The sequence below is a fragment of the Pseudomonas sp. NPDC089758 genome (assembly GCF_044748705.1).
GTDB classification, from domain to species: domain Bacteria; phylum Pseudomonadota; class Gammaproteobacteria; order Pseudomonadales; family Pseudomonadaceae; genus Aquipseudomonas; species Aquipseudomonas putida_X.
Window position 1 is genome coordinate 45,400 of sequence record NZ_JBIVGN010000003.1, and the last position, 25,746, is coordinate 71,145.

Below are 25,746 nucleotides of genomic sequence, written 5' to 3' on the forward strand. Positions count from 1 at the left end.
ATTTTTACGCGATCGCCCTGGCCCGCCCGTCTCGTTATAGCCAATGCAACTGATTCTTGTTTGAAAACAGGAACGGTAATCACCTATAACAGTTCGCGCGTCAGGGAGCGCTTTCGATGTCCACAGGTCCAACTCGCCCGTCCCACCTTCCCCGCCGTACCGGCCAACTGTCCCTACTGACCCTGGCCCTGCTCGCCAGTGGCGCCTGCGGCCTGCCGGCGCTGGCCGCGGACCCTGCGCAGGCAACAACCCCGCGCATGGGCGGCTACCGCTTCAGCATCGCCCAGCAGCCCCTGGTCGAGGCCGTCAATGCCTTCAGCCAGGTGACCGGCTGGCAGGTGGGCTTCAGCGCCGAACTGGCCGAGGGTGTGGATTCGCCAGGCGTCCGCGGCTCGCTGCCTCCGGAAGCAGCGCTGAAACAACTGCTGCAAGGTACCGGCCTGGGCTATCGCAAGATCAGCAACGGTAATGTGGTGCTGGAGCGTCAGGCGGGCAACGCCATTGCCCTGCAGCAAATGACCGTCAGCGCGACCCGCAGCGCTCAGGATGTCAGCCAGGTACCCAGCACCGTGAGCGTGCAGACCCGCGAACAGCTGGACCGGCAGAACGTCAATGACATCCAGGAACTGGTGCGCTACGAGCCTGGCGTGTCGGTCGGCGGCGTTGGCCAGCGCAGTGGCCTGAACGGCTACAACATCCGCGGTATCGACGGCGAGCGCATCCTCACCCAGATCGACGGTGTGTCGATCCCCGACAGCTTCTTCTACGGCCCCTACGCCCAGACGCAGCGCAACTACGTCGACCCCGAAATCGTCAAGCGCGTGGAGATCCTGCGCGGCCCGGCCTCGGTGCTGTATGGCAGCAACGCCATCGGTGGCGCGGTGAGCTACTTCACCCTCGACCCGGACGACATCATCAAGCCCGGCAGGGATGTGGGCGCGCGCCTGAAGACCGGCTACAGCTCGGCCGACGATAGTTGGCTGACCTCTGCCACCGTGGCCGGCCGCCAGGGCGACTTCGACGGCCTGCTGCATGTGAGCCAGCGCAATGGCCACGAAACCGAATCGTATGGCGAACACGGCGGCACCGGGCTGTCACGCACCGAAGCCAACCCGGAAGATGTGCGCACCACCAACGTGCTGGCCAAGCTGGGCTGGAACTACGCCGACGACGCACGCTTTGGCTTGACCTATGAGCGCTACAAGGACGACCGCGACCAGAACATCCTCAGCGCCGTGGGAGGGCCGTTCATTCCAGGCTTTGCTGCCATGAACGCCTACCGCACGCGCCAGGGCAACGACACCGTCACCCGCGAGCGCTTCGGCATCAACCACGAGTTCGGCCTCGACAGCCTGGTCGCCGACCACGTGAAATGGAGCCTGAACTACCAGATCGCCAAGACCGACCAGCGTACCGATGAGCTGTATGTCGCGTCGGGGCGGCAGGTGCTGCGCGACCGCCAGACCACCTACAAGGACCGCCAATGGGTGTTCGATGCCCAGCTGGACAAAGCTTTCAGCATCGGCCAGACCGATCACCTGCTGACCTACGGCACCACCATAAAGCATGAAGAAGTGACCGGCTCACGCAGCGGCTCCGGCACCTGTGTGGCCATTGGCGGTACCTGCACCGCCATCGGCCAGGACAGCTCGCGCGACGGCCAGGCCCTGGTCAGCGATTTCCCGGACCCGACCATCAACACCTACAGCCTGTTCGTGCAGGATGAGATCCGCTGGAACAACTGGACCTTCCTGCCCGGTGCCCGCTACGACTACACGCGCATGGAGCCGAAATTCACCGACGAATTCCTGCGGGGCATCCAAGGCTCCGGAGCCGCACCTGGCAGCCTCGATGATTCGGACAAGAAGTGGCACCGCTTGTCGCCCAAGTTCGGCCTGACCTACGCCTTCAACGAAAACTACACCTGGTACGGCCAATACGCCGAAGGCTTCCGCACACCGACTGCCAAGTCGATGTACGGCCGCTTCGAGAACCCGACACTGGGCTACAGCGTGCAGGGCAACCCCGGGCTTGAGCCGGAGAAGAGCAAGAGCTACGAGACCGGCCTGCGCGGCAACTTCGACGCCGGTAACTTCAGCGCTGCGGTGTTCTACAACAAGTACCGCGACTTCATCGACGAAGACGCCGTGCAGTCGGCCAACCTGGAAACCACCTTCCAGGCCAACAACATCAAGCACGCCACCATCAAGGGCGCAGAAGTCAAAGGCCGCCTCAACCTCGACCATTTCGGTGCTCCGGAGGGGCTCTACACCCAAGGCTCGATCGCGTACGCCCACGGCCGCAACGACGACAACGGCCAGCCGCTGAACAGCGTCAACCCACTGACCGGCGTGTTCGGCCTGGGGTATGAGCAGCCCAATTACGGTGGTCTGTTGAGCTGGACCCTGGTCAAGCGCAAGACCCGCGTCGACGACACTACGTTCTTCGCCCCGGACGGACAGAGCTCGCAGTTCCGTACCCCTGGCTACGGCGTGCTGGACCTGAGCGGTTTCTACAAGGTGACCGACGACGTAACGGTCAACGCTGGGCTGTACAACCTGACCGACAAGAAATACTGGCAGTGGGATTCGGTGCGCGGCTACGACGGCCAGGGTGAGGCGGGCGTGACCCAGCCGGCCAACCTCGACCGCCTGACCATGCCAGGGCGCAACTTCGCCATCAATGTGGTGTGGGATATCTGACTGAGCTGATCGGTACTGGCCCTATCGCCGGCAAGCCCCCACAGCTACGCCACTGAACCTGAGGGCAGTGGCTACCCTGTGGGGGCTGGCTTGCCGGCGACAGGGCCGTTACTGACAACACGAAAAACCAGTTTTTTTACTCTCCCCACGCCGCTGTTTCGTCTTGTCCCTAGACGCCACCCATTCCCAAGGAAACACCATGACCGACCGCCCAGCCCTGCGCTCGCAACGTCTCAACCAGGTCACCCACGCACCGCACACCGAGCTCGATGCGCTGGTCAAATCGCATGCGCCGTTCGACAGCCGCGAGAGTTTCGCCCGCTTCGTCGTCGCCCAGTACCTGTTCCAATCCGAACTGCAGGCCCTGTACAACGACCCGAAACTGATCGCCATCGTGCCTGACCTGGCCCAGCGCTGCCGCGCCGAACAGGCCCGCCTGGACCTGGCAGACCTCAACACCGAAGTACCGGCTGCAGTACCCGGCGCCTTGCGCGACCCAAGCCTGGCAGAGGCGTTGGGCTGGATCTTCGTCTCCGAAGGCTCCAAACTGGGCGCCGCATTTCTGATCAAACGGGCCGTGGCCCTGGGGCTGTCCGACAGCTTTGGCGCACGCCACCTGGGCGAACCGGCCGGAGGCCGCGCCGAAGGCTGGAAGCAGTTCACCCGAACCCTCGATGGCCTGGCGCTGTCTGCCGAAGACGACGCTGCAGCCGAGCGCGGCGCTGTGGCCGCCTTCGAGCGCTTCACCGAACTGCTCAAACATGCCTACGCCGCCGACAGCGCGCTGGCCTGATATGCTCTACCCGGCCGCCCTTTCGGTGGCCGGACCGTTTTCTGCAGTGAGACCATGACCCGACCTGCCCGCTCGAAACTTTCGCGCCTGCTCTATGGCATCCTGGCTTACGTGAGCCTGGGTATCGGCCTGGTCGCCATCGTCATTCCTGGCCTGCCGACCACCGAGTTCATCCTCCTGGCTGCCTGGGCAGCGACACGCAGCTCGCCGCGCCTGTCGGCATGGCTGGAGAACCACAGGCTGTTCGGGCCCATCCTGTTCAACTGGCGCAATGGCAAGGTCATCCAACGCCGGGCGAAGGTCAGCGCAACCCTCAGCATGCTGCTGTGCGCGGGCCTGATGCTGGTCTTCCTCGACCATCACTGGCCGGTGTTTCTGGCCATCGCCGGCATGGCCCTGGGCAACCTGTGGATCTGGTCACGGCCAGAGCAGGCATGCCCGCCTGCGTCACAGGCTCAGTAGCCCTGAATACAGCGCATAAGCGGCCAGGGCCGCGCCAATCAGCACCGCGGCAAAGATCACCTTCTCCCACGTGGTGAACAGCACCTGGCCTTGCTCACGCTTGGCCCGGGCGAACAGGATCACCCCTGGCGCGTACAGCAATGCCGAGAGCAGCAGGTACTTGAGCCCACCGGCATACAGCAGCCACAGCGCATAAACCAGCGCCACCAACGCCACCAACAGGTCCTTGCGGCGCAGCGCCTCCTGCCCGGCATAACTGTCCCCACGCAGCGCCAACAGCACCGCATAGGCAGCCGACCATAAGTACGGCACCAGGATCATCGACGACGCCAGGTAGATCAGGCTGGTGTAGGTACCCGCCGAAACCAGGGTGATCAGCAAGAACCCCTGGATCATGCAGTTGGTCAGCCACAGGGCATTGGCCGGCACATGGTTGGCATTTTCCTTGGCCAAAAAGCGCGGCATGGTCTTGTCCCGGGCCGTGGCGAAGAGGATTTCTGCGCACAGCAGCGCCCAGGAGAGCAAGGCGCCAAGCAGCGAAACTGCCAGGCCGATGCTGATCAGCAACGCGCCCCATGGCCCGACGATGTGCTCAAGCACCGAGGCCAGTGAGGGGTTCTGCAAGCCGGCCAGTTCCGGCTGGGTCATCACCCCCAGCGACAGCACGTTGACCAGCACCAGCAGCGCCAGTACCCCGAGAAAACCAATCACCGTGGCCTTGCCCACATCCGTCCGGCGCAGCGCCCGCCCCGAATAGACGCTGGCGCCTTCGATGCCGATGAACACGAATACGGTGACCAGCATCATGTTGCGCACCTGGTCCAGCACATTGCCGAACTGCGGGTTGCTCACGCCCCAGATATCCCGAGTGAAGATGTCGGCGCGGAAGGCGAAGGCGGCAATGACGATGAAGATCAGCAGCGGCACCACCTTGGCCACGGTGGTCACCTGGTTGATGAACGCCGCCTCCTTGATGCCACGCAGCACCAGAAAGTGCACCGACCACAGCAGCAACGAGGCACAGCCGATGGCAATGGGCGTATTGCCCTCACCGAACACCGGAAAATAGAAGCCAAGGGTACTGAACAGCAGCACGAAGTACCCCACGTTGCCCAGCCAGGCGCTGATCCAGTACCCCCACGCTGACGAAAAGCCCATGTAATCGCCAAACCCTGCCTTGGCATAGGCATACACCCCTGAATCCAGCTCAGGCTTGCGGTTGGCCAAGGTCTGGAACACGAAGGCCAGCGCCAGCATGCCCACCGCCGTGATACCCCAACCAATCAGCACGGCACCGACATCCGCGCGCGCGGCCATGTTCTGTGGCAATGAAAAGATGCCGCCGCCGATCATCGAACCGACCACCAGTGCTATCAACGCGCCTAAGCGCAGTTTCTGTCCTGGTTCGCTCATGCGATTCCCCGCCTGTCGTTCGTGTTGTCATACCGCTGAAACAGCTTTATCAGTATATGAATAAGGCTGCTTATAATAGACAAAGCCATTAAAGCTATAGCACTCATAACTCTTTTGTCTATACCAGCCACCCCAGATAAACGCTTGTCCGACGTGCAACTTTAATCCCTCGATCACCCCTGGGATTTGTTGAGAAAAGTTTGCGAAAACTGCAAAAGCGACTAGCGTCAGAGTTCGCAGGCTGAACACGGCGTTTGCTTTGGTTGTGCATGGAGGTGCCAGGGTACAGGGCCTGCAACAGGGCTGTCGGCACGCTCCAGGAGTCAAGTGAAGGAAATTTCCTACTTCACAACGCCATGAACTGATCCATGTCAGATCATGGCCACGGCGACGGTTTTATTCTGTCGTCAACGTTCTCCTGGTATGGAGTTGTTAAATGTCTGATTCTTCCGGAAAACTTAAACTTGGCGCACTCGTTGCACTCGTCGTCGGTTCGATGATTGGTGGCGGTATATTCTCGTTGCCGCAAAACATGGCCGCGAGCGCAGGGGTTGGCGCCGTACTGATCGGCTGGGCAATCACCGCAGTGGGCATGCTGACCCTGGCCTTCGTGTTCCAGACCCTGGCCAATCGCAAGCCTGATCTGGACGGCGGGGTATACGCCTACGCCAAGGCCGGCTTCGGTGACTACATGGGCTTCTCCTCGGCCTGGGGCTACTGGATCAGTGCCTGGCTGGGCAACGTCGGTTACTTCGTGCTGCTGTTCAGCACCCTAGGCTACTTCTTCCCCATCTTCGGCGAAGGCAACACCCCGGCCGCCATCATCGGCGCATCGGTGCTGCTGTGGGCAGTGCACTTCCTGGTCCTGCGCGGCATCAAGGAAGCGGCGTTCATCAACCTGGTCACCACCGTTGCCAAGGTGGTGCCGCTGGTGCTGTTCGCGCTGATCTGCTTGTTCGCCTTCCGGCTCGACATCTTTACCGCTGACATCTGGGCCACCGGTACGCCGGAACTGGGCAGCGTGATGAACCAGGTGCGCAACATGATGTTGGTCACCGTCTGGGTGTTCATCGGCATCGAGGGTGCGAGCATTTTCTCCTCGCGAGCGGAAAAACGCGCCGACGTCGGCAAGGCCACGGTCATCGGCTTCATCACCGTGTTGCTGTTCCTGGTGCTGGTCAACGTGTTGTCGCTGGGTGTGATGACTCAACCGGAACTGGCCAAACTGCAAAACCCGTCGATGGCTGCCGTGCTGGAGCACGTGGTTGGCCATTGGGGCGCGGTGCTGATCAGCGTCGGCCTGATCATCTCGCTGCTCGGCGCACTGCTGTCGTGGGTGCTGCTGTGCGCCGAGATCATGTTCGCCGCAGCCAAAGACCACACCATGCCGGAGTTCCTGCGCCGCGAAAATGCCAACCAGGTGCCGGCCAACGCCCTGTGGCTGACCAATGCCATGGTGCAGATCTTCCTGGTGATCACACTGTTCTCCGCCAGCACTTACCTGTCACTGATCTACCTCGCCACCTCGATGATTCTGGTGCCCTACCTGTGGTCGGCAGCCTATGGCTTCTTGCTGGCCATGCGCGGTGAAACCTACGAGCAGGCCGCCAGCGAACGCAATAAAGACCTGCTCATCGGCGCCATCGCACTGATCTACGCCATCTGGCTGTTGTATGCAGGCGGCATGAAGTACCTGCTGCTCTCGGCCTTGCTGTATGCCCCTGGGGTCATCCTGTTCGCCAAGGCCAAGCGTGAAATTGGCCAACCGATCTTCACCAACGTGGAAAAACTGATCTTCGCGGCTGTGGTCATCGGCGCCCTGGTGGCGGCCTATGGCCTGTATGACGGCTTCCTGACCCTGTGACCCACGTCATCGCTCAATTGGAGGAAAGAACCATGTCCGCTGAAAAACAGAAGTACGGTGTGCACTCCGAAGCCGGCAAACTGCGCAAGGTAATGGTGTGCGCCCCAGGGCTTGCGCACAAGCGCCTGACCCCGAGCAACTGCGACGAACTGCTGTTCGATGATGTGATCTGGGTCGACCAGGCCAAACGCGACCATTTCGACTTCGTCACCAAGATGCGCGAGCGCGGCGTGGATGTGCTGGAGATGCACAACCTGCTGACCGATATCGTGCAGAACAAAGACGCGCTGAAGTGGATCCTTGACCGCAAGATCACCCCTGACACCGTAGGAGTGGGGCTGACCAACGAAGTGCGCAGCTGGCTCGAAGGCCTGGAGCCGCGCCACCTCGCCGAGTTTCTGATCGGCGGTGTGGCCGGCCAGGACCTGCCGCAGAGCGAGGGCGCCGACGTGGTCAAGATGTACAACGACTACCTGGGCCACTCCAGCTTCATCCTGCCACCGCTGCCGAACACCCAGTTCACCCGCGACACCACCTGCTGGATCTACGGCGGGGTTACGCTGAACCCGATGTACTGGCCGGCACGACGCCAGGAAACGCTGCTGACGACCGCCATCTACAAATTCCACCCGCAGTTCACCGGTGCCGACTTCCAGGTCTGGTACGGCGACCCGGACAAAGAACACGGCAACGCCACCCTTGAAGGCGGTGACGTGATGCCGATCGGCAAAGGCATCGTGCTGATCGGCATGGGCGAGCGCACTTCACGCCAGGCCATCGGGCAGCTGGCGCAGAACCTGTTCGCCAAGGGCGCAGTGGAGAAGGTCATCGTTGCCGGCCTGCCGAAATCCCGCGCGGCGATGCACCTGGACACCGTCTTCAGCTTCTGCGACCGCGACCTGGTGACAATCTTCCCCGAGGTGGTGAAAGAAATCGTGCCGTTCATCATCCGGCCGGACGAAAGCAAGCCCTACGGCATGGACGTACGCCGCGAGAACAAGTCGTTCATCGAAGTGGTGGGCGAGCAACTAGGGGTCAAGCTGCGCGTGGTCGAGACCGGCGGCAACAGCTTCGCCGCCGAGCGCGAACAGTGGGATGACGGCAACAACGTGGTGGCGATGGAGCCTGGCGTGGTCATCGGCTACGACCGCAACACCTACACCAACACCCTGCTGCGCAAGGCTGGCATCGAGGTCATCACCATCAGTGCCGGCGAGCTTGGCCGGGGCCGTGGCGGCGGCCACTGCATGACCTGCCCGATCGTGCGTGACCCCATCGATTACTAACGACCATTTTCCCGGCTGCCCCCACAAGGCGGTGGCCGGGCCGATTACCGAACTCAAGGAGAATCACCATGGCGTTCAACATTCACAACCGCAACCTGCTCAGCCTGGAACACCACACCACCCGCGAGCTGAAGTACCTGCTGGACCTGTCCCGCGACCTCAAGCGTGCCAAGTACACCGGGACCGAGCAGCAGCATCTGAAGGGCAACAACATCGCCCTGATCTTCGAGAAAACCTCGACCCGCACCCGCTGCGCCTTCGAAGTGGCCGCTTATGACCAGGGTGCCAACGTCACCTACATCGATCCCAACTCTTCGCAGATCGGCCACAAAGAAAGCATGAAGGACACCGCCCGGGTACTGGGGCGCATGTACGATGCCATCGAGTATCGCGGCTTCAAGCAGGAAATCGTCGAAGAGCTGGCCAAGTTCGCTGGGGTGCCGGTGTTCAATGGCCTGACCGACGAGTACCACCCGACCCAGATGATCGCCGACGTGCTGACCATGCGTGAGCACAGCGACAAGCCGCTGCACGACATCAGCTATGCCTACCTGGGCGACGCCCGCAACAACATGGGCAACTCGCTGCTGCTGATCGGCGCCAAGCTCGGTATGGACGTGCGTATCGCTGCGCCCAAGGCGCTGTGGCCGCATGACGACCTGGTCGAGCGCTGCAAGAAGTACGCGGAGGAAAGCGGTGCACGCATCACCCTGACTGAGGACCCGAAAGCCGCGGTCAAAGGTGTGGACTTCGTGCACACCGACGTCTGGGTGTCGATGGGTGAGCCGATCGAAGCCTGGGGCGAGCGCATCAAGCAGCTCAAACCCTATCAGGTGAACACGGAACTGATGAAATCCACCGGCAATCCGCGGACCAAGTTCATGCACTGCCTGCCGGCGTTCCACAACTCCGAGACCAAGGTCGGCAAGCAGATCGCCGAACAGTACCCGGACCTGGCCAATGGCATCGAAGTGACCGACGACGTGTTCGAGTCGCCCGCCTGCATCGCTTTCGAACAGGCGGAAAACCGCATGCACACGATCAAGGCGATCCTGGTGTCGACCCTGGCTGATCTTTAAACGCTGAATAGCTGCAAGCCTCAAGCTCCAAGTTACAAGAACAGCGGCACATGACTGCAGCCCGCCTCATCTTGAGCTTGTAGCTTGGCGCTTGAAGCTGCCCACACAAGGACATTCCCATGCGTATCGTTGTTGCATTGGGCGGCAACGCCCTGCTGCGTCGCGGCGAGCCCATGACCGCTGACAACCAGCGCGCCAATATCCGCACCGCCACCGAGCAAATCGCCAAGATTCACCCCGGCAACGAGCTGGTCATCGCCCACGGTAACGGCCCCCAGGTTGGCTTGCTGTCATTGCAGGCCCTGTCGTACAAACCTGATGAAGCCTACCCGCTGGACGTGCTTGGTGCCGAAACCGAAGGCATGATCGGCTACATGATCGAACAGGAGCTGGGTAACCTGCTGGCGTTCGAAGTGCCGTTCGCCACCCTGCTGACCCAGGTCGAGGTCGATGCCAACGATCCGGCCTTCAAGGACCCTACCAAGTTCATCGGCCCGGTCTACAGCAAGGAAGAAGCCGAACGCCTGGCCAAGGAAAAAGGCTGGGTGGTCAAGGCCGACGGCGACAAGTACCGCCGCGTGGTGGCCAGCCCCAAACCCAAGCGCATCTTCGAGATCCGCCCGATCAAGTGGCTGCTGGAAAAAAACAGCATCGTGATCTGCGCCGGCGGTGGCGGCATCCCCACCATGTACGATGAAAACCGCAAGCTCAAAGGCATCGAAGCGGTCATCGACAAGGACCTGTGCTCGGCGCTGCTGGCCGAGCAATTGGAAGCCGACCTGCTGATAATCGCCACTGACGTCGATGCGGCTTACATCGACTGGGGCAAGCCCACGCAAAAAGCCATTGCCCAGGCCCACCCCGACGAACTCGAACGCCTGGGCTTCGCCGCCGGCTCCATGGGGCCGAAGGTGCAGGCCGCCAGCGATTTCGCCCGCGCCACCGGCAAGGTCGCGGTGATCAGCTCGCTGGAGAATATCGAGGATATCGTCAAGGGCACCGCCGGCACCCGTGTTTCAACCGCCAAGCCAGGCATCAGCTACCGTTGACTGCAGTAGGCGGGCGCCGGCCGCCCGCCATTTTCGACCCTTCGGAGGATTCCGCCATGGCCCAGTTCGAACCTGGTCACGTGCATATCGAGCGCACTGCGCTGAATACCCATGACCACAGCTACGACCTCAACATCGAGTACGAAGCGACCCAGGATCCCAAGGAAGGCCGAGGTGTGCAGTTTCGCCTGCATGGAAGCATCGAGGGCAAACCGGTGGATGAAACGTTCTTCCTGGCCAAAGACCAGGTCTTGCCGAGCTTTTTGATGGTGCTCAGCCGCAAGGCGCAGAATCACCTCACACCACCCAAGAAATTTGAAACACTCAGTTCACCGCACAAGATCTACGACCAGATGTTCGAGGACATCCGCGCCAAACTGGATGTGAAGTCCGGCGATCCGATCAAGCCTGAACATTTAGAGTGAAGCCAATCCCCGGCAAGCCGGCCCCCACAGGCATCCCGCCGAGCCTCAGGCACGCGGGGTATCTGTGAGAGCCGGCGTGCCGGCGATTGGGTTCAACCCTGCTCCCAAGGCATACTACCGCCCTCCCCGGCCATGACCCCCGCCTCCCCATGCGCATCCACGTCAGCTTCATCGACCGCGTCGGCATCACCCAGGAAGTCCTCGCCCTGCTCGGTGCCCGCAACCTCAACCTGGACGCCGTGGAGATGGTCCCACCGAACGTCTATATCGACGCCCCAACCCTGAGCCCAGCCGTGCTCGAAGAACTGCACGACGCGCTGTTCGAGGTACATGGCGTGCAGTCGGTAGACGTGGTCGACATCCTCCCCGGCCAGCGCCGCCACCTGCAGCTCGATGCCCTGCTGGCCGCCATGAGTGACCCGGTGTTGGCCGTCGACAGCGCAGGCTTGGTGCTGCTGGCCAACCCCGCGTTGATCGCCTTGTGCGGGCGTGAGTCAGCGGGGCGGTCTGTTGGCGAGCTGTTCGGTGACCCCGGCCTGCTGCAGGCCCTGCTGGACAACAACTTCCATCTGCCGATGCGCGAGATGCAGCTCAACGGCCAGAGCCTGCTGCTGGACGCTACGCCCATCACCAACGCCGGTGGCCTGTTGACCCTGTACCCGCCCAACCGTATGGGCGAACGCCTGTCGGCCCTGCACCACGACCATGCAGAGGGCTTTGATGGGTTGCTCGGCGAGTCCCCGGCGATCCGCACCCTCAAGGCCCGCGCCCTGCGCGTAGCGGCCCTGGATGCGCCCCTGCTGGTCAATGGCGAGACCGGCACCGGCAAGGAGCTGGTGGCCCGTGCCTGCCATGCCATCAGCAGCCGCCAAGCGGCGCCTTTCCTGGCCCTAAACTGCGCCGCGCTGCCCGAAAGCCTGGCCGAGAGCGAGCTGTTCGGCTATGCCCCCGGCGCCTTCACCGGCGCCCAACGGGGTGGCAAGCCCGGACTGATGGAGCTGGCCAACCAGGGCACGGTGTTTCTCGACGAGATTGGCGAGATGTCGCCGTACCTGCAGGCCAAACTGCTGCGGTTTCTCAGCGATGGCAGCTTCCGCCGCGTGGGCGGCGACCGCGAGGTAAAGGTCGATGTGCGCATCATCAGCGCCACCCACCGCGACCTGGAACGCATGGTTGCCGAGGGCACGTTCCGCGAAGACCTGTTCTACCGCCTCAACGTGCTCAACCTGCAGGTGCCGCCACTGCGTGACCGCGGCCAGGACATCCTCATGCTCGCGCACTACTTCATGCAGCAGGCCTGCACGCAGATCCAGCGCCCCGCCTGCCGCCTGACCCCGGCGACCCACTCGGCGATGCTGGCCAACCCTTGGCCGGGCAACGTGCGCCAGTTACAGAACGTGATATTCCGCGCGGCGGCCATCTGTGAAAGCAACCTGGTGGATATCGGCGACCTCGACATTGCCGGTACCTCGGTAGCGCGTGGGCAGGATGGTGAGGTGGGCAGCCTTGAGCAGGCAGTGGGTGATTTCGAGCGTGAACTGCTGCAGCGGTTGTATGCCAGTTACCCTTCGACTCGGCAACTGGCGGGGCGCTTGCAAACTTCGCATACTGCGATTGCTCAGCGGTTGCGTAAGTATGGTATTCCAAGCAGGAACTGAGTATTCGCGCCACCCCTGGCAAAATGCTTAATTCATGTCAGGTACATAGCTCAAGAGATGATTGCGATCGCTAAGTTGCTAGTTTACAAGGCTTTGATCGGCCCCGTTTTGCGCTTCCGAAAAGTGGCGGGGCTGCTGCAAACATCGCATACCCGATGACGCAAAAGTTGCGAAAAACATGGTAGTCCGGGCAAGGATTAGAACTTTCCGCGATCAGGTTTCAGACTATCCCTACAGGGCGAGCCAATACTTCAACAAGCACTGCTGCGAGAATGACGCTCTTTTTGGTTGATGGAGAGAGCACCTCTCATGCTTGAACTCGACTTCTATGGCACATTGGTCGCCGCCTCCCTGGTGCTGTTACTGGGCCATGGCCTGGTGGCGCGTGTCGCTATCCTGCGAGCCTACAATATCCCCGAACCTGTTGCGGGCGGCCTGGTCGTTGCCCTGATGTTGCTGGTGTTACGCGGTTTCGATCTGCAAGTGCAATTCGATACTTCATTGCAAGCACCGCTGATGCTGGCGTTCTTCGCCACCATCGGGCTGAGCGCAGACTTCGCCAGCCTGAAAAAAGGCGGGCGCGTGGTCGGCATCTTCCTGATCGCGGTGACCGGCTTGCTGCTGGTGCAGAATGCCATGGGCATCGGCCTGGCCACGGCGTTGGGGCTGGACCCGTTGATGGGCTTGCTGACAGGCTCCATCACGCTGTCCGGCGGCCACGGCACAGGGGCCGCCTGGAGCAGCATCTTCAGCGAAAAACATGGCCTGGCCTCCGCCTCGGAACTGGCCTTGGCCTCCGCCACCTTTGGTTTGGTGCTGGGCGGCCTGATCGGGGGCCCGGTCGCCCGGCTGTTGATCAAGCGCGTGCAGACACCCGGCGTGAATCAGGCGGTCGTGCACTTTCCCAAAGGCTTTGAAGAGCCTGAAAAAGAACGCCTGATTACGCCGTTCTCAATCATCGAGACACTGGCGCTCATATCGGTGAGCCTGCTGGGTGGCACGTTGTTGAATAGCCAACTGCAGGGCACTGCGTTCGAATTGCCGACTTTCGTTTGCGTGTTGTTTGTGGGCGTCCTGTTACGCAACGGCCTGTCTGCACTGGGGGTCTATAAAGTGTTCGAACGCGAAGTATCAGTGCTGGGCAATGTCAGCCTGTCGCTGTTCCTGGCCATTGCGCTGATGTCGCTCAAGTTATGGGACCTGGCGGCACTGGCCCTGCCCTTCCTGATTATCCTGGCCGCACAAACGTTGCTGATGGCACTGTTCGCGATCTTCGTCACCTTCAGGGTCATGGGCCGCAATTACGACGCAGCGGTACTGGCGGCGGGGCATTGCGGATTCGGTCTCGGCGCCACGCCTACGGCGATCGCCAACATGCAAGCCGTCACCCACCGCTTCGGCCCTTCGCAGCTGGCGTTTCTGGTGGTGCCGATGGTGGGCGCATTCTTCATCGACATCATCAATGTCATCGTCATCAAGCTGTATCTGGCATTACCGTTTTTTGTGACCGGCTAAGCCCGCGCTCGACCCTGTATTGATTTCAATACGATGTATTGAAATCAATACACACCTCTGCAGATCACTCTGCGCAAGGGTTTGATCCCCAAACGCTTTTCCCCGCCTGGGCAACTGTAGCGTTTTCATTCCAAAAACGTTTTACAACTACCATGAAATTTCAATAACTACTTGTTTTTGAAGGATTTTTTAAGGCTGGCCGCATTATTGCTAAGGGAAAGCAACCCCAAGAGCGCGAACCCGCCGCGCCCAACGCCCTGCTTCCCGAGGATTCCCCATGAGCGAGTTGCGTTTCACTGAAGATCACGAATGGCTGCGCGTCGAAGCCGACGGTAGCGTCACCGTAGGCATCACCGCCTACGCCCAGAACGCCCTCGGCGATGTGGTCTACGTGCAACTGCCGGAGCTACAGCACTACGACAAAGGCGCCGAAGCCTCCACCGTCGAGTCGGTCAAGGCCGCCAGCGGTGTGTACATGCCACTGGCCGGTGAAGTGGTCGCCGTCAACGATGGGCTCAACGACAGCCCGGAGCTGGTCAACGAAGATCCGCTGGGCGAAGGCTGGTTCTTCCGCTTCAAGCCTGCCGACATGAGCGAAGTCGGAGCCCTGCTCGACCAGGACGCCTACGACCGCCTGATCAAAGCCAACGACGACGCCTGAGGAGCCCGACCATGACCATCAACCTCGGCACCGCCAACGAATTCATCGCTCGCCACATCGGCCCGCGCGCCGCAGATGAGCAGGCCATGCTGGCCACCTTGGGTTTCGACTCGCTGGAGGCGATGACCGCCGCAGTCATCCCCGACACCATCAAGGGCACCAGTGTACTGGGCGCCGAAGACGGCCAGAGCGAGGCCGATGCCCTCGCCGCGCTGAAAGCTATCGCCGGTCAAAACCAGCTGTTCAAGAACTATATCGGGCAGGGCTACTACAACACCCACACCCCAGCGCCGATCCTGCGCAACCTGCTGGAAAACCCGGCCTGGTACACCGCTTACACACCTTACCAGCCAGAAATCTCCCAAGGCCGCCTGGAAGCCTTGCTCAATTTCCAGACCCTGGTCAGCGACCTGACCGGCTTGCCGATCGCCAACGCCTCATTGCTCGACGAAGCGACCGCCGCCGCCGAAGCCATGACCTTCTGCAAGCGCCTGTCGAAGAACAAGGCCAGCCATGCCTTCTTCGCGTCCGTGCACTGCCACCCGCAGACCCTCGACGTGCTGCGCACCCGTGCCGAGCCGCTGGGTATCGAGATCGTGGTGGGCGACGAGCGTGAGCTGGGCGATGTCAGCGCCTTCTTCGGCGCTTTGCTGCAGTACCCGGCCAGCAACGGTGAAGTGTTCGATTACCGTGAAATCGTTGAGCGCTTCCACGCCGCCAACGCCCTGGTCGCCGTGGCCGCCGACCTGCTGGCGCTGACCCTGCTGACCCCACCAGGCGAGTTCGAAGCGGACGTGGCCATCGGCAGCGCCCAGCGCTTTGGCGTACCCCTGGGCTTTGGCGGCCCGCACGCGGCTTACTTCGCCACCCGCGACGCCTTCAAGCGTGACATGCCGGGGCGCCTGGTCGGTGTGTCGATCGACCGTTTCGGCAAGACCGCCCTGCGTTTGGCCATGCAAACCCGCGAGCAGCATATCCGCCGCGAGAAGGCCACCAGCAACATCTGCACCGCCCAGGTGCTGCTGGCCAACATTGCCAGCATGTTCGCCGTGTACCACGGCCCGGCGGGCCTCAAGCGCATCGCCGAACGCACCCACGCGCTGACCGCGATCCTCGCTGCCGGCCTGAAAACCCTCGGCGTGCAAGTGGTCGGCGAAACCGCCTTCGACACCCTGACCCTGGCTACCGGCAGCGCTACCGCAAGCCTGCACGACAAGGCACGCGCCCAGCGCATCAACCTGCGCCAGATCGACGCCGCGCACCTGGGCCTGTCGCTCGACGAGACCAGCACCCAGGCTGACGTCGAGGCACTGTGGCAGCTGTTCGGTGGCCAGCAGGCCCAACCGGACTTCGCCGCCCTGGCCGCCAGCACCGGCTCGCGTCTGCCTGCCGCCCTGCTGCGCCAGTCGGCCATCCTCGAACACCCGGTGTTCAACCGCTACCACAGCGAAACCGAGCTGATGCGCTACCTGCGCCGCCTGGCCGACAAGGACCTGGCGCTGGACCGCAGCATGATCCCGCTGGGCTCGTGCACCATGAAGCTCAACGCCGCCAGTGAAATGATCCCGGTGACCTGGGCCGAGTTCGGTAACCTGCACCCGTTCGCCCCGGCCGAGCAAAGCCAGGGTTACCTGCAGATGACCACCGAACTGGAAGCCATGCTCTGCGCCGCCACCGGTTATGACGCCGTGTCGCTGCAACCCAACGCCGGCTCCCAGGGTGAATACGCGGGCCTGCTGGCCATCCGCGCCTACCACCGCAGCCGCGGCGAAAGCCATCGCGACATCTGCCTGATCCCGTCCTCGGCTCATGGCACCAACCCGGCAACCGCACACATGGCCGGTATGCGCGTCGTGGTCACCGCGTGTGACGCGCGTGGCAACGTCGATGTCGAGGACCTGCGTGCCAAGGCGATCGAGCACCGCGAGCGCCTTGCCGCGATCATGATCACCTACCCGTCGACCCACGGCGTGTTCGAAGAAGCGATCGGCGAGATCTGCGCGATCATTCACGACAACGGCGGCCAGGTGTACATCGACGGCGCCAACATGAACGCCATGGTGGGCCTGTGCGCACCGGGCAAGTTCGGCGGCGACGTCTCGCACCTGAACCTGCACAAGACCTTCTGCATTCCGCACGGCGGTGGTGGCCCAGGCGTCGGCCCGATCGGCGTCAAGTCGCACCTGGCGCCGTTCATGCCCGGCCACGCGCAACTGGACAACCGTGACGGCGCGGTATGCGCCGCACCGTTCGGCAGCGCCAGCATTCTGCCGATCACCTGGATGTACATCCGCATGATGGGCGGTGCCGGCCTCAAGCGTGCCTCGCAGATGGCGATCCTCAATGCCAACTACATCGCCCGCCGCCTGGAAGAGCACTATCCTGTTCTGTACACCGGCGGCAATGGCCTGGTCGCCCACGAGTGCATCCTCGACCTGCGCCCGCTCAAGGACACCAGCGGCATCAGCGTCGACGACGTGGCCAAGCGCCTGATCGACTTCGGTTTCCATGCCCCGACCATGTCCTTCCCGGTGGCCGGCACGCTGATGATCGAGCCGACCGAAAGCGAGGCCAAGGAAGAACTGGACCGCTTCTGCGATGCGATGATCCAGATCCGCGAAGAGATTCGCGCGGTGGAGAACGGTAGCCTGGACAAGGACGACAACCCGCTGAAGAACGCGCCGCACACCGCTGCCGAGCTGGCTGGCGAGTGGGCCCACGGCTACAGCCGCGAACAGGCGGTGTACCCGCTGCCAAGCCTGGTGGAAGGCAAGTACTGGCCGCCTGTGGGCCGGGTCGACAATGTGTTCGGCGACCGCAACCTGGTGTGCGCCTGCCCGTCGATCGAGAGCTACCAGGACGCCTGACCGCGTGGGGCCGCTGCGCGGCCCATCGCCGGCAAGCCGGCTCCCACAGGTTACGCGGCAGGTTTCAACACCTGTGGCAGCTGGCGTGCCAGCGATGGGCTGCGCAGCAGCCCCAATGGGATAACCGGATACCTCTGGAGCAAGCACCATGTCACTGAGCGTCTTCGACCTGTTCAAGATCGGCATCGGCCCCTCCAGCTCCCACACGGTCGGCCCGATGCGCGCTGCCGCGCGGTTCGCCGAAGGCTTGCGCCGCGACGGCCTGCTGGCCAGCACCGCCAGCGTCAAGGCCGAACTGTATGGCTCGCTGGGGGCCACGGGCAAAGGCCATGGCAGCGACAAGGCGGTATTGCTTGGCCTGGAAGGCCAGCACCCCGATACCGTCGACACCGAAGCCATTCCCGCCCGCCTGCAGGCAATCCGTGAAAGCGGCCACCTGCGCCTGCTCGGTGAACACAGCATCGCCTTCATTGAGAAACAGCACCTGGCGCTGATCCGCAAGCCTTTGGCCTACCACCCCAACGGCATGATCTTTCGCGCCTTCGACGCTGCCGGCCTGCAAATCCGCAGCCGGGAGTACTACTCGGTAGGCGGCGGTTTCGTGGTCGATGAAGAGGCCGCCGGGCTGGACCGTATCGTCGAAGACAGCACCGTCCTCGCCTACCCGTTCAAGACCGCCAAGCAACTGCTCGGGCATTGCACCGCCCATCACCTCTCGGTGAGCCAGGTGATGCTGGCCAACGAGGCGGCGTGGCGCCCCGAGGCCGAAACCCATGCAGGTCTGCTGCGGATCTGGCAGGTGATGCAGGATTGCGTCGCCGCCGGCTACCGGCACGAGGGCATCCTGCCGGGCGGGCTCAAGGTCAAACGCCGGGCACCAGCACTGTACCGCCAACTCAGCCAGCACCCGGAAGCCAACCTTCGCGATGCGTTGTCGGTACTTGACTGGGTCAACCTCTATGCCTTGGCGGTCAACGAGGAAAACGCCTACGGCGGGCGCGTGGTCACTGCCCCGACCAACGGTGCAGCGGGCATCGTACCGGCGGTACTGCACTACTACATGCGCTTCGTCCCCGGCGCCAGTGAAGACGGCGTGGTGCGTTTTCTACTGACTGCCGCGGCCATCGGCATCCTGTACAAGGAAAACGCCTCGATCTCCGGGGCCGAGGTCGGCTGCCAGGGCGAAGTCGGCGTGGCCTGCTCGATGGCAGCCGGCGCCTTGTGCGAGGTGATGGGCGGTAGCGTGCACCAGGTGGAAAACGCCGCCGAGATCGGAATGGAGCACAACCTGGGCCTGACCTGCGACCCGATCGGTGGGCTGGTACAGGTGCCCTGTATCGAGCGCAACGCCATGGGCTCGGTCAAGGCCATCAATGCGGTGCGCATGGCCCTGCGTGGCGACGGGCAGCACTACGTGTCGCTCGACAAGGTCATCCGTACCATGCGCCAGACCGGCGCCGACATGAAAAGCAAATACAAGGAGACCGCCCGCGGCGGTCTGGCCGTCAACATCATCGAATGTTGACCCGACAACAAAACCCAAGGAGTCACCGATGTCCGAAACACTGCACAAGACCCCGCTGCACGCCCTGCACCTGGAACTGGGCGCGCGCATGGTGCCATTCGCCGGCTTCGACATGCCGGTGCAGTACCCGCTGGGCGTACTCAAGGAACACCTGCACACCCGTGAGCAGGCCGGGCTGTTCGATGTCTCGCACATGGGCCAGATCATGCTGCGCGGCAAGGATGCCGCCCAGGCCCTGGAAAGCCTGGTGCCAGTGGATATCATCGACCTGCCGGTGGGCATGCAGCGCTATGCCATGTTCACCAACGAGCAAGGTGGCATCCTCGACGACCTGATGGTTGCCAACCTGGGCGACGACACGCTGTTCCTGGTGGTCAATGCCGCCTGCAAGGCGCAGGACCTGGCCCACCTGCAGCAGCATATCGGTGACCGTTGCCAGATTCAGCCACTGTTCGAGGAGCGTGCCCTGCTCGCCCTGCAAGGCCCGGCCGCAGTCACCGTGCTCGCGCGCCTGGCCCCGGAAGTGGCCGGCATGACCTTTATGCAGGTACGCCCCGTCACCCTGCTGGGCGAAGACTGCTACGTCAGCCGCTCAGGCTACACCGGCGAAGACGGGTATGAGATTTCGGTGCCGGCCAAGGCCGCCGAAGCCCTGGCCCGCCACCTGCTGGCCGATCCGCAGGTGCAGCCGATCGGCTTGGGCGCGCGCGACTCTCTGCGCCTGGAAGCTGGCCTGTGCCTGTATGGCCACGACATGGATACCGCCACCACGCCGGTCGAGGCCAGCCTGCTCTGGGCCATGTCCAAGGTTCGCCGTGCCGAAGGGGCGCGTGCCGGCGGCTTCCCCGGCGCCGAGGTGATCTTTGCCCAGCAGCAAGCAGGCGTGGCCCGCAAGCGTGTGGGCCTGCTGCCACAGGAACGTACACCGGTGCGCGAAGGCGCAGAGATTGTCGATGCCGCTGACAAGCCTGTGGGCAAAGTCAGCAGTGGCGGCTTCGGCCCGACACTTGGCGCGCCGGTGGCCATGGGTTATGTCGATATCGAACATGGCGCGCTGGACACGCCACTGTTTGCCTTGGTGCGCGGCAAGAAGGTTGTCATGAAAGTCAGCAAAACGCCTTTTGTGGCGCAACGTTACTATCGCGGTTGAACGCGGTACATGAGGTTTGCGGGCAGGTCGACTTATTCGTTTTCGAACCTGCTCCATAACTTATGAACATGGCGCCAGGCCAGGCGTCATGCCGTTTGCGACGAATTTTCCAGTTATCGAAAAAAGCCCGATTTTCCAGCTGATCAAGGGCTTGTTTTTTTCTTGGGAGTTGGCGTAGAGTCAATGCACTGTGTTTGCATGGGTCGCAACAGTTCGTGACCTGGGCCAGTAGCCGCAATCTGCTACAACCCGTTCGACGTGACTTACTTTCCTGCAACCCAGCCCAGTACTCTTTCACTTTCGATAACGTGAAAGTAACTGTCATTCAAATTTAAGCTTCATAGGAAATAAGACAATGGCTGAGCGTCAGAACGGTACCGTCAAGTGGTTCAATGACGAGAAAGGTTACGGCTTCATCACCCCAGAAAGCGGTGCTGATCTGTTCGTGCACTTCCGTGCCATCGAGGGCAACGGCTTCAAGAGCCTGAAAGAAGGCCAGAAGGTCACCTTCGAAGCAGTTCAGGGCCAAAAAGGCCTGCAGGCTGACAAGGTTCAAGTCCTCGGCTAAGCCGGTCGCGACTTCGAAGAAAGCCCCTGCCCTGTGCAGGGGCTTTTTTTTGCCCGTAGAATGACGGCTTCCCCCTTCGGAGCTGTCCTGCATGCCCAAGCCTCTGCTTTCACCCCAAGGTGATTTCCCGCCGGTCGGCCTGGGCCGGCGCCTGGCGGCGATGTTCTACGATTTCCTGCTGTGTACGGCCCTGCTGATCGTCACCGCAGGGGCTTACAAGATGATCCAGATGGCGATCATCGGCGAGGCGCGCATGCGCGAACTGACCGAGGCTGGTGCCCTGGACGGCGACCCGCTGCTGTCGACGATCCTGCTGTTTGCGCTGTTCGGTTTCTTTGCCAAGTTCTGGACCCACGGCGGGCAGACTCTGGGCATGCAGGTATGGGGTGTGCGCGTGCAAAACCCTGACGGCAGCGCAATCAGCCTGTGGCAGGCGCTGCTGCGCTTTATCGTGTCGATCGCCTCATGGCTGTGCCTGGGGCTGGGGTTTCTCTGGTCGCTGATCGACAAGCGAAAGCGCGGCTGGCATGACATTTACTCGCAAACAGAGTTGGTGCGGGTGCCAAAACAGACGAAATGACAGCCAGGCAATCAGGGGACCGCTTTGCGGCCCATCGCCGGCAAGCCGGCTCCCACAAGTACCGCGCATCGCTTGAGGGCTGCGCTGTACCGGTGGGAGCCGGCTTGCCGGCGATGGGCTGCATAGCAGCCCTGCTAACGCTACCTGACCGGCATCAACCTCAAGGTCGGCTTTCTCACCTCACCAGGCCATCATCCCGCCCGGCGCAGCAACCATACGCCGGCCAGCGCACACACACCGGCCGGGATCACCACCGCCAACAGCGGCGGGAAGCCGAACACCTGGCTCGAAGGGCCAAGCAGGTCGCCGGCAATGCGGAACACGAACCCCACCAGTACGCCAGTGAACACGCGTTGGCCGAGGGTCACCGAACGCAGCGGCCCGAAGATGAACGAAATCGCCATCAACACCAACGCCGCAGTCACCGCCGGCTGCAGCACCTTGGTCCAGAACGCCAGCCAGTAACGGGCATTGTTCAGGCCTTGCTCGGACAGGTAGTGGATGTAATCCCAAAGCCCGGTGATCGACAGCGACTCCGGGGCCAGCACCACGGTATTGAGCAATTGTGGGGTCACTGAGACATCCCAGCGTTCTTCCGGGCTCTTCACCACTTCAGTGTGATCGCCACGGAAGTAGGTGGTGCTGACATCGCTGAGTATCCAATGATCGCTCTCGTAACGTGCCCGGCGCGCGAAACTCGAGGTGACGATCTTGCGCTCTGCGTCGAAGCGGTAGCGGGTCACGCCCAGCAGCAGGCCATTGGGCTGCACCGAGTTGATATGCACGAACTCATCACCCTGACGGTGCCACATACCGCGCTTGGAGCTCTGCGCCTCACCGCCGCCCTGGGCCAGGGAACGGTCGGCCTGGGCCTTGTTCTCGCTGATCGGCGCCACGTACTCACCAATCAGCAGGCCGACCAGCATCAGCACCAGCATGGGCTTCATCACCGCCCATACGATACGCCCGATGGAAACCCCGGCGGCACGCATGATGGTCAGTTCGCTGCTGCTGGCCAGGCTGCCCAGGCCGATCAGGCAGCCGATCAATGCCGCCATCGGCAACATGTCATACAGCCGGCGGGGGGCCGTGAGCAGTGTGAACCAGCCAGCATCCATGACGGTATAGGTATCGCTCAGGTCACTCATCTCATCGATGAATGCGAACAACGAAGCCAGGCCCAGGATGATGCCCAGCACTGCCAGGATGGCCAGCAACACGCTCTGGCCGATGTAGCGGTCGAGCTTAACCATGCGCCACCTCCGCACGACGGGCGGCACGCTTGAGGCGCAGCGGCTCCCAGTACATCAGCCCCAGACCGATGAGCAGGAACAGGGCATGCACCCACCACATGCCCAGGGCGATCGGCAGCTTGCCTTTCTCCAGAGCGCCACGTACGGAAATCAGCATCGTCAGGTAGGCCATGTACAGAAGGATCGCCGGCAGCAGCTTGAGGAAGCGGCCCTGGCGTGGATTGACCCGGGACAGCGGCACTGCCAGCAGGGTCACGATGAATACCAGGATCGGCAACGAGATGCGCCATTGCAGCTCGGCACGTTCCCGTAGCCCGGCATTGCCGATCAGTTGGGAGGTCGGAATGGCTTCACGCTCGGTCACTTCCTCGCTGACTTCAGGCTTGGGCAACAGCACGCCATAAGTGTCGTACTTGATCGCCCGGTAATTGGCCTGGCCAGGGTTGCCGTCATAGCGGTAGCCATTCTGCAGCACCAGATAGCGATTGCCGTCGGCCTGTACTTCCTGGTGGCCCTTCTCGGCTACCAGCACCGACGGTGCACGGTCTTTGGTCTTGTCCTGGCTGAAGCGCTTCTCGGAGATGAACACACCGGTGAGGTTGCTGCGGTCATCGGTCAACTGCTCGGTGTAGGTCACCCGCGAACCGTCGCGCAGGGTCTGGAAGCGGCCCGGCACCAAGGTATCGAATTCGGTCAGGGCATCCTGCTGGCCAATGATCTGCTGCACCTGGGCAACGCCCAGTGGCGCCAGGCTCAGGCTCAGCCAGGCGACTACCAAGGCGACCAGCGCCGCGGGTGCCAGGGTAAGGCCGAGCAGGCGTTGCTGGCTCATGCCAGTGGCCGACAGCACGGTCATCTCGCTTTCCAGATACAGCCGGCCATAGGCCAGTAGGATGCCGAGGAACAGCCCCAATGGCAGGATCAGTTGCAAGAAACCGGGCAGGCGGAAGCCCATGATCAGGAACAGCACGCTCGGGTCGAGCACGCCCTGGGCCGCCTGGGCCAGGTACTTGATGAAACGCCCGCTCATGATGATCACCAGCAGCACTGCGCTGACGGCGCTCAAGGTCACCAGGACCTCGCGGGAGAGATAACGAAAGACGATCAAACCAGACACTCCTGGGTTGTCAGGGGCGGACTGCCAAACAAAGGCTTACGACAGCCAAGACCAATGCCGGTTCGCCAGGGGCGAACCTCCTTGTAAAGTGCGCGCATTATCCTGTGATTGACCGCGCCTGTCACTTGGCCGCGCATCCAGGCTGACAACGGGGTTGTCAGCACGCTTGCCGCAGGCTCAAACTGGCAGCTTTTCCACTGGCGCGCGACCACGCGGCCAGGCCCGCCCAGAGCGCAAGTACACAAAGCGCCAACTGCACAGATCATTCGGGGACCCTGACATGGAACTGGTTGTAAAAAGCGTAGCTGCTGCATCCGTAAAAACTGCCACCCTGGTCGTACCGGTCGGCGAAGGGCGCAAGCTCGGCGCCGTTGCCAAAGCTGTAGACCTGGCCACCGACGGCGCCATCAGTGCCATGCTCAAGCGTGGCGACCTGGCAGGCAAGCCTGGCCAGACGCTGCTGCTGCAAAGCCTGCCTGGCCTGAAGGCCGAGCGCGTACTGCTGGTGGGCAGCGGCAAGGACGACGCCCTCGGTGACCGCGCCTGGCGCAAACTGGTCACCAGCGTTGCCGGTGTACTGAAAGGCCTCAACGGCAGCGACGCGGTGCTGGCACTGGACGACATCGCCGTCAGCAACCGTGATGCCCACTACGGCAAATATCGCCTGCTGGCCGAAACCCTGCTCGATGGCGAGTACGTGTTCGACCGCTTCAAGAGCCAGAAAGCCGAGCCACGCGCGCTGAAAAAGGTCACCCTGCTGACCGACAAGGCCGGCCTGGCCGAAGTGGAGCGGGCGGCAAGCCACGCCACCGCCATCGCCACCGGCATGGCCTTCACCCGCGACCTGGGCAACCTGCCGCCAAACCTCTGCCACCCAAGCTACCTGGCCGAGCAGGCCAAGGAGCTGGGCAAGGCTCATAAAGGCCTCAAGGTCGAAATCTTCGACGAAAAGAAGATCAAGGACCTGGGCATGGGCGCGTTCTACGCGGTCGGCCAGGGCAGCGAGCAGCCGCCACGCCTGATCGTCCTGCAATACCAGGGCGCCAAGAAGAGCGACAAACCCTTCGTGCTGGTCGGTAAAGGCATCACCTTCGACACCGGCGGCATCAGCCTCAAGCCCGGCGCCGGCATGGACGAAATGAAGTACGACATGTGTGGCGCCGCCAGCGTGTTCGGCACCCTGCGCGCCGTGCTCGAACTGAAGCTACCGATCAACCTGGTGTGCATCCTGGCCTGCGCCGAGAACATGCCGAGCGGCAACGCCACCCGGCCTGGCGACATCGTCACCACCATGAGCGGGCAGACCGTTGAAATCCTCAACACCGACGCTGAAGGCCGCCTGGTGCTGTGCGATGCACTGACCTACGCCGAACGCTTCAAGCCACAAGCAGTGATCGACATCGCCACCCTGACCGGCGCGTGCATCGTGGCCCTCGGCAGCCACACTGCGGGCCTGCTGGGCAACAACGACGAGCTGATCGGCCAGTTGCTCGATGCCGGCAAGCGTGCCGACGACCGCGCCTGGCAGCTGCCGCTGTTCGATGAGTACCAGGAGCAACTGGACAGCCCGTTCGCCGACATCGCCAACATCGGTGGGCCGAAGGCCGGCACCATCACCGCAGCCTGCTTCCTGTCGCGCTTCGCCAAGGCCTACAACTGGGCGCACCTGGACATCGCCGGCACCGCCTGGGTCAGCGGGGGCAAGGACAAGGGCGCCACTGGCCGGCCGGTGCCGCTGCTGACCCAGTACCTGCTCGACCGCGCCAGCGCCTGATGCCG

General features: G+C 62.5%; 20 protein-coding genes. 17 read left to right on the forward strand and 3 right to left on the reverse strand.

Going from position 1 to position 25,746, the window contains the following annotated elements:
• The first annotated feature begins 116 nt into the window (after positions 1-116).
• The 3 genes from ACIPZH_RS04840 (at position 117) to ACIPZH_RS04850 (ending at position 3,957) form a co-directional block, all read left to right on the forward strand.
• On the forward strand, positions 117-2,702 hold the full coding sequence (locus tag ACIPZH_RS04840) for a TonB-dependent receptor (protein WP_400635373.1): 2,586 nt from the start codon (positions 117-119) through the stop codon (positions 2,700-2,702).
• A gap of 199 nt (positions 2,703-2,901) precedes the next feature.
• Entirely contained in the window at positions 2,902-3,495 is a 594-nt protein-coding gene (locus tag ACIPZH_RS04845) for a biliverdin-producing heme oxygenase (RefSeq protein WP_400626174.1), read from the forward strand.
• A 54-nt stretch (positions 3,496-3,549) separates the two neighbouring features.
• Positions 3,550-3,957, forward strand: a complete 408-nt coding sequence (locus ACIPZH_RS04850; RefSeq protein WP_400635374.1) for a YbaN family protein — start codon at positions 3,550-3,552, stop codon at positions 3,955-3,957.
• Here the strand turns inward: ACIPZH_RS04850 and arcD (ACIPZH_RS04855) are convergent.
• Complete coding sequence (gene arcD, locus ACIPZH_RS04855; RefSeq protein WP_400635376.1) at positions 3,943-5,370, reverse strand: arginine-ornithine antiporter; 1,428 nt, start codon at positions 5,368-5,370, stop codon at positions 3,943-3,945. The genes ACIPZH_RS04850 and arcD (ACIPZH_RS04855) overlap by 15 nt on opposite strands.
• A 436-nt stretch (positions 5,371-5,806) precedes the next feature.
• Here arcD (ACIPZH_RS04855) and arcD (ACIPZH_RS04860) point away from each other — a divergent pair, with 436 nt between their 5' ends.
• The 13 genes from arcD (ACIPZH_RS04860) (at position 5,807) to ACIPZH_RS04920 (ending at position 21,597) form a co-directional block, all read left to right on the forward strand.
• Complete coding sequence (arcD, locus tag ACIPZH_RS04860) at positions 5,807-7,234, forward strand: arginine-ornithine antiporter (protein WP_241804272.1); 1,428 nt, start codon at positions 5,807-5,809, stop codon at positions 7,232-7,234.
• 32 nt (positions 7,235-7,266) lie between these two features.
• Complete coding sequence (gene arcA / locus ACIPZH_RS04865) at positions 7,267-8,520, forward strand: arginine deiminase (protein ID WP_241804271.1); 1,254 nt, start codon at positions 7,267-7,269, stop codon at positions 8,518-8,520.
• 68 nt (positions 8,521-8,588) lie between these two features.
• Entirely contained in the window at positions 8,589-9,599 is a 1,011-nt protein-coding gene (locus ACIPZH_RS04870; RefSeq protein ID WP_241804270.1) for an ornithine carbamoyltransferase, read from the forward strand.
• 119 nt (positions 9,600-9,718) lie between these two features.
• On the forward strand, positions 9,719-10,648 hold the full coding sequence (gene arcC, locus ACIPZH_RS04875) for a carbamate kinase (protein ID WP_115273960.1): 930 nt from the start codon (positions 9,719-9,721) through the stop codon (positions 10,646-10,648).
• Positions 10,649-10,704: 56 nt separating this feature from the next.
• Entirely contained in the window at positions 10,705-11,073 is a 369-nt protein-coding gene (locus tag ACIPZH_RS04880) for a DUF5064 family protein (RefSeq protein WP_241804268.1), read from the forward strand.
• A 149-nt stretch (positions 11,074-11,222) separates the two neighbouring features.
• Positions 11,223-12,731 carry a sigma-54-dependent transcriptional regulator gene (locus ACIPZH_RS04885; RefSeq protein ID WP_400635378.1) on the forward strand — a complete coding sequence of 503 codons (1,509 nt, stop codon included), beginning with the start codon at positions 11,223-11,225 and terminating at the stop codon, positions 12,729-12,731.
• A gap of 309 nt (positions 12,732-13,040) precedes the next feature.
• Positions 13,041-14,246, forward strand: a complete 1,206-nt coding sequence (gene gltS / locus ACIPZH_RS04890) for a sodium/glutamate symporter (protein WP_400635380.1) — start codon at positions 13,041-13,043, stop codon at positions 14,244-14,246.
• Between the two features lie 277 nt (positions 14,247-14,523).
• Positions 14,524-14,907, forward strand: coding sequence for a glycine cleavage system protein GcvH (gcvH, locus tag ACIPZH_RS04895; RefSeq protein ID WP_400635382.1), 384 nt, complete (start codon positions 14,524-14,526; stop codon positions 14,905-14,907).
• An 11-nt stretch (positions 14,908-14,918) separates the two neighbouring features.
• Positions 14,919-17,774 carry an aminomethyl-transferring glycine dehydrogenase gene (gcvP, locus tag ACIPZH_RS04900; protein WP_400635384.1) on the forward strand — a complete coding sequence of 952 codons (2,856 nt, stop codon included), beginning with the start codon at positions 14,919-14,921 and terminating at the stop codon, positions 17,772-17,774.
• Positions 17,775-17,922: 148 nt separating this feature from the next.
• Positions 17,923-19,299: an L-serine ammonia-lyase gene (locus ACIPZH_RS04905; RefSeq protein WP_400635386.1), complete on the forward strand. Its 1,377-nt coding sequence runs from the start codon at positions 17,923-17,925 to the stop codon at positions 19,297-19,299.
• Between the two features lie 28 nt (positions 19,300-19,327).
• The gene (gene gcvT / locus ACIPZH_RS04910; RefSeq protein WP_400635388.1) at positions 19,328-20,449 is read left to right on the forward strand and encodes a glycine cleavage system aminomethyltransferase GcvT; all 1,122 of its coding nucleotides are present in this window, start codon (positions 19,328-19,330) and stop codon (positions 20,447-20,449) included.
• Positions 20,450-20,804: 355 nt separating this feature from the next.
• On the forward strand, positions 20,805-21,017 hold the full coding sequence (locus tag ACIPZH_RS04915; RefSeq protein WP_012316046.1) for a cold-shock protein: 213 nt from the start codon (positions 20,805-20,807) through the stop codon (positions 21,015-21,017).
• Between the two features lie 91 nt (positions 21,018-21,108).
• Positions 21,109-21,597 carry an RDD family protein gene (locus ACIPZH_RS04920; RefSeq protein ID WP_267818464.1) on the forward strand — a complete coding sequence of 163 codons (489 nt, stop codon included), beginning with the start codon at positions 21,109-21,111 and terminating at the stop codon, positions 21,595-21,597.
• A 191-nt stretch (positions 21,598-21,788) separates the two neighbouring features.
• On the opposite strand, the gene lptG is transcribed toward ACIPZH_RS04920, so the two are convergent.
• A complete protein-coding gene (gene lptG / locus ACIPZH_RS04925; RefSeq protein WP_400635390.1) occupies positions 21,789-22,850 on the reverse strand; it encodes an LPS export ABC transporter permease LptG in 1,062 nt (353 codons plus the stop codon).
• Positions 22,843-23,958 carry an LPS export ABC transporter permease LptF gene (lptF, locus tag ACIPZH_RS04930; RefSeq protein ID WP_267818468.1) on the reverse strand — a complete coding sequence of 372 codons (1,116 nt, stop codon included), beginning with the start codon at positions 23,956-23,958 and terminating at the stop codon, positions 22,843-22,845. Before lptF ends, lptG begins: the two co-directional genes overlap by 8 nt.
• A 289-nt stretch (positions 23,959-24,247) precedes the next feature.
• Between lptF and ACIPZH_RS04935 the strand changes: the two genes are divergently transcribed.
• A complete protein-coding gene (locus ACIPZH_RS04935; protein WP_349974798.1) occupies positions 24,248-25,741 on the forward strand; it encodes a leucyl aminopeptidase in 1,494 nt (497 codons plus the stop codon).
• Positions 25,742-25,746 lie beyond the last annotated feature (5 nt).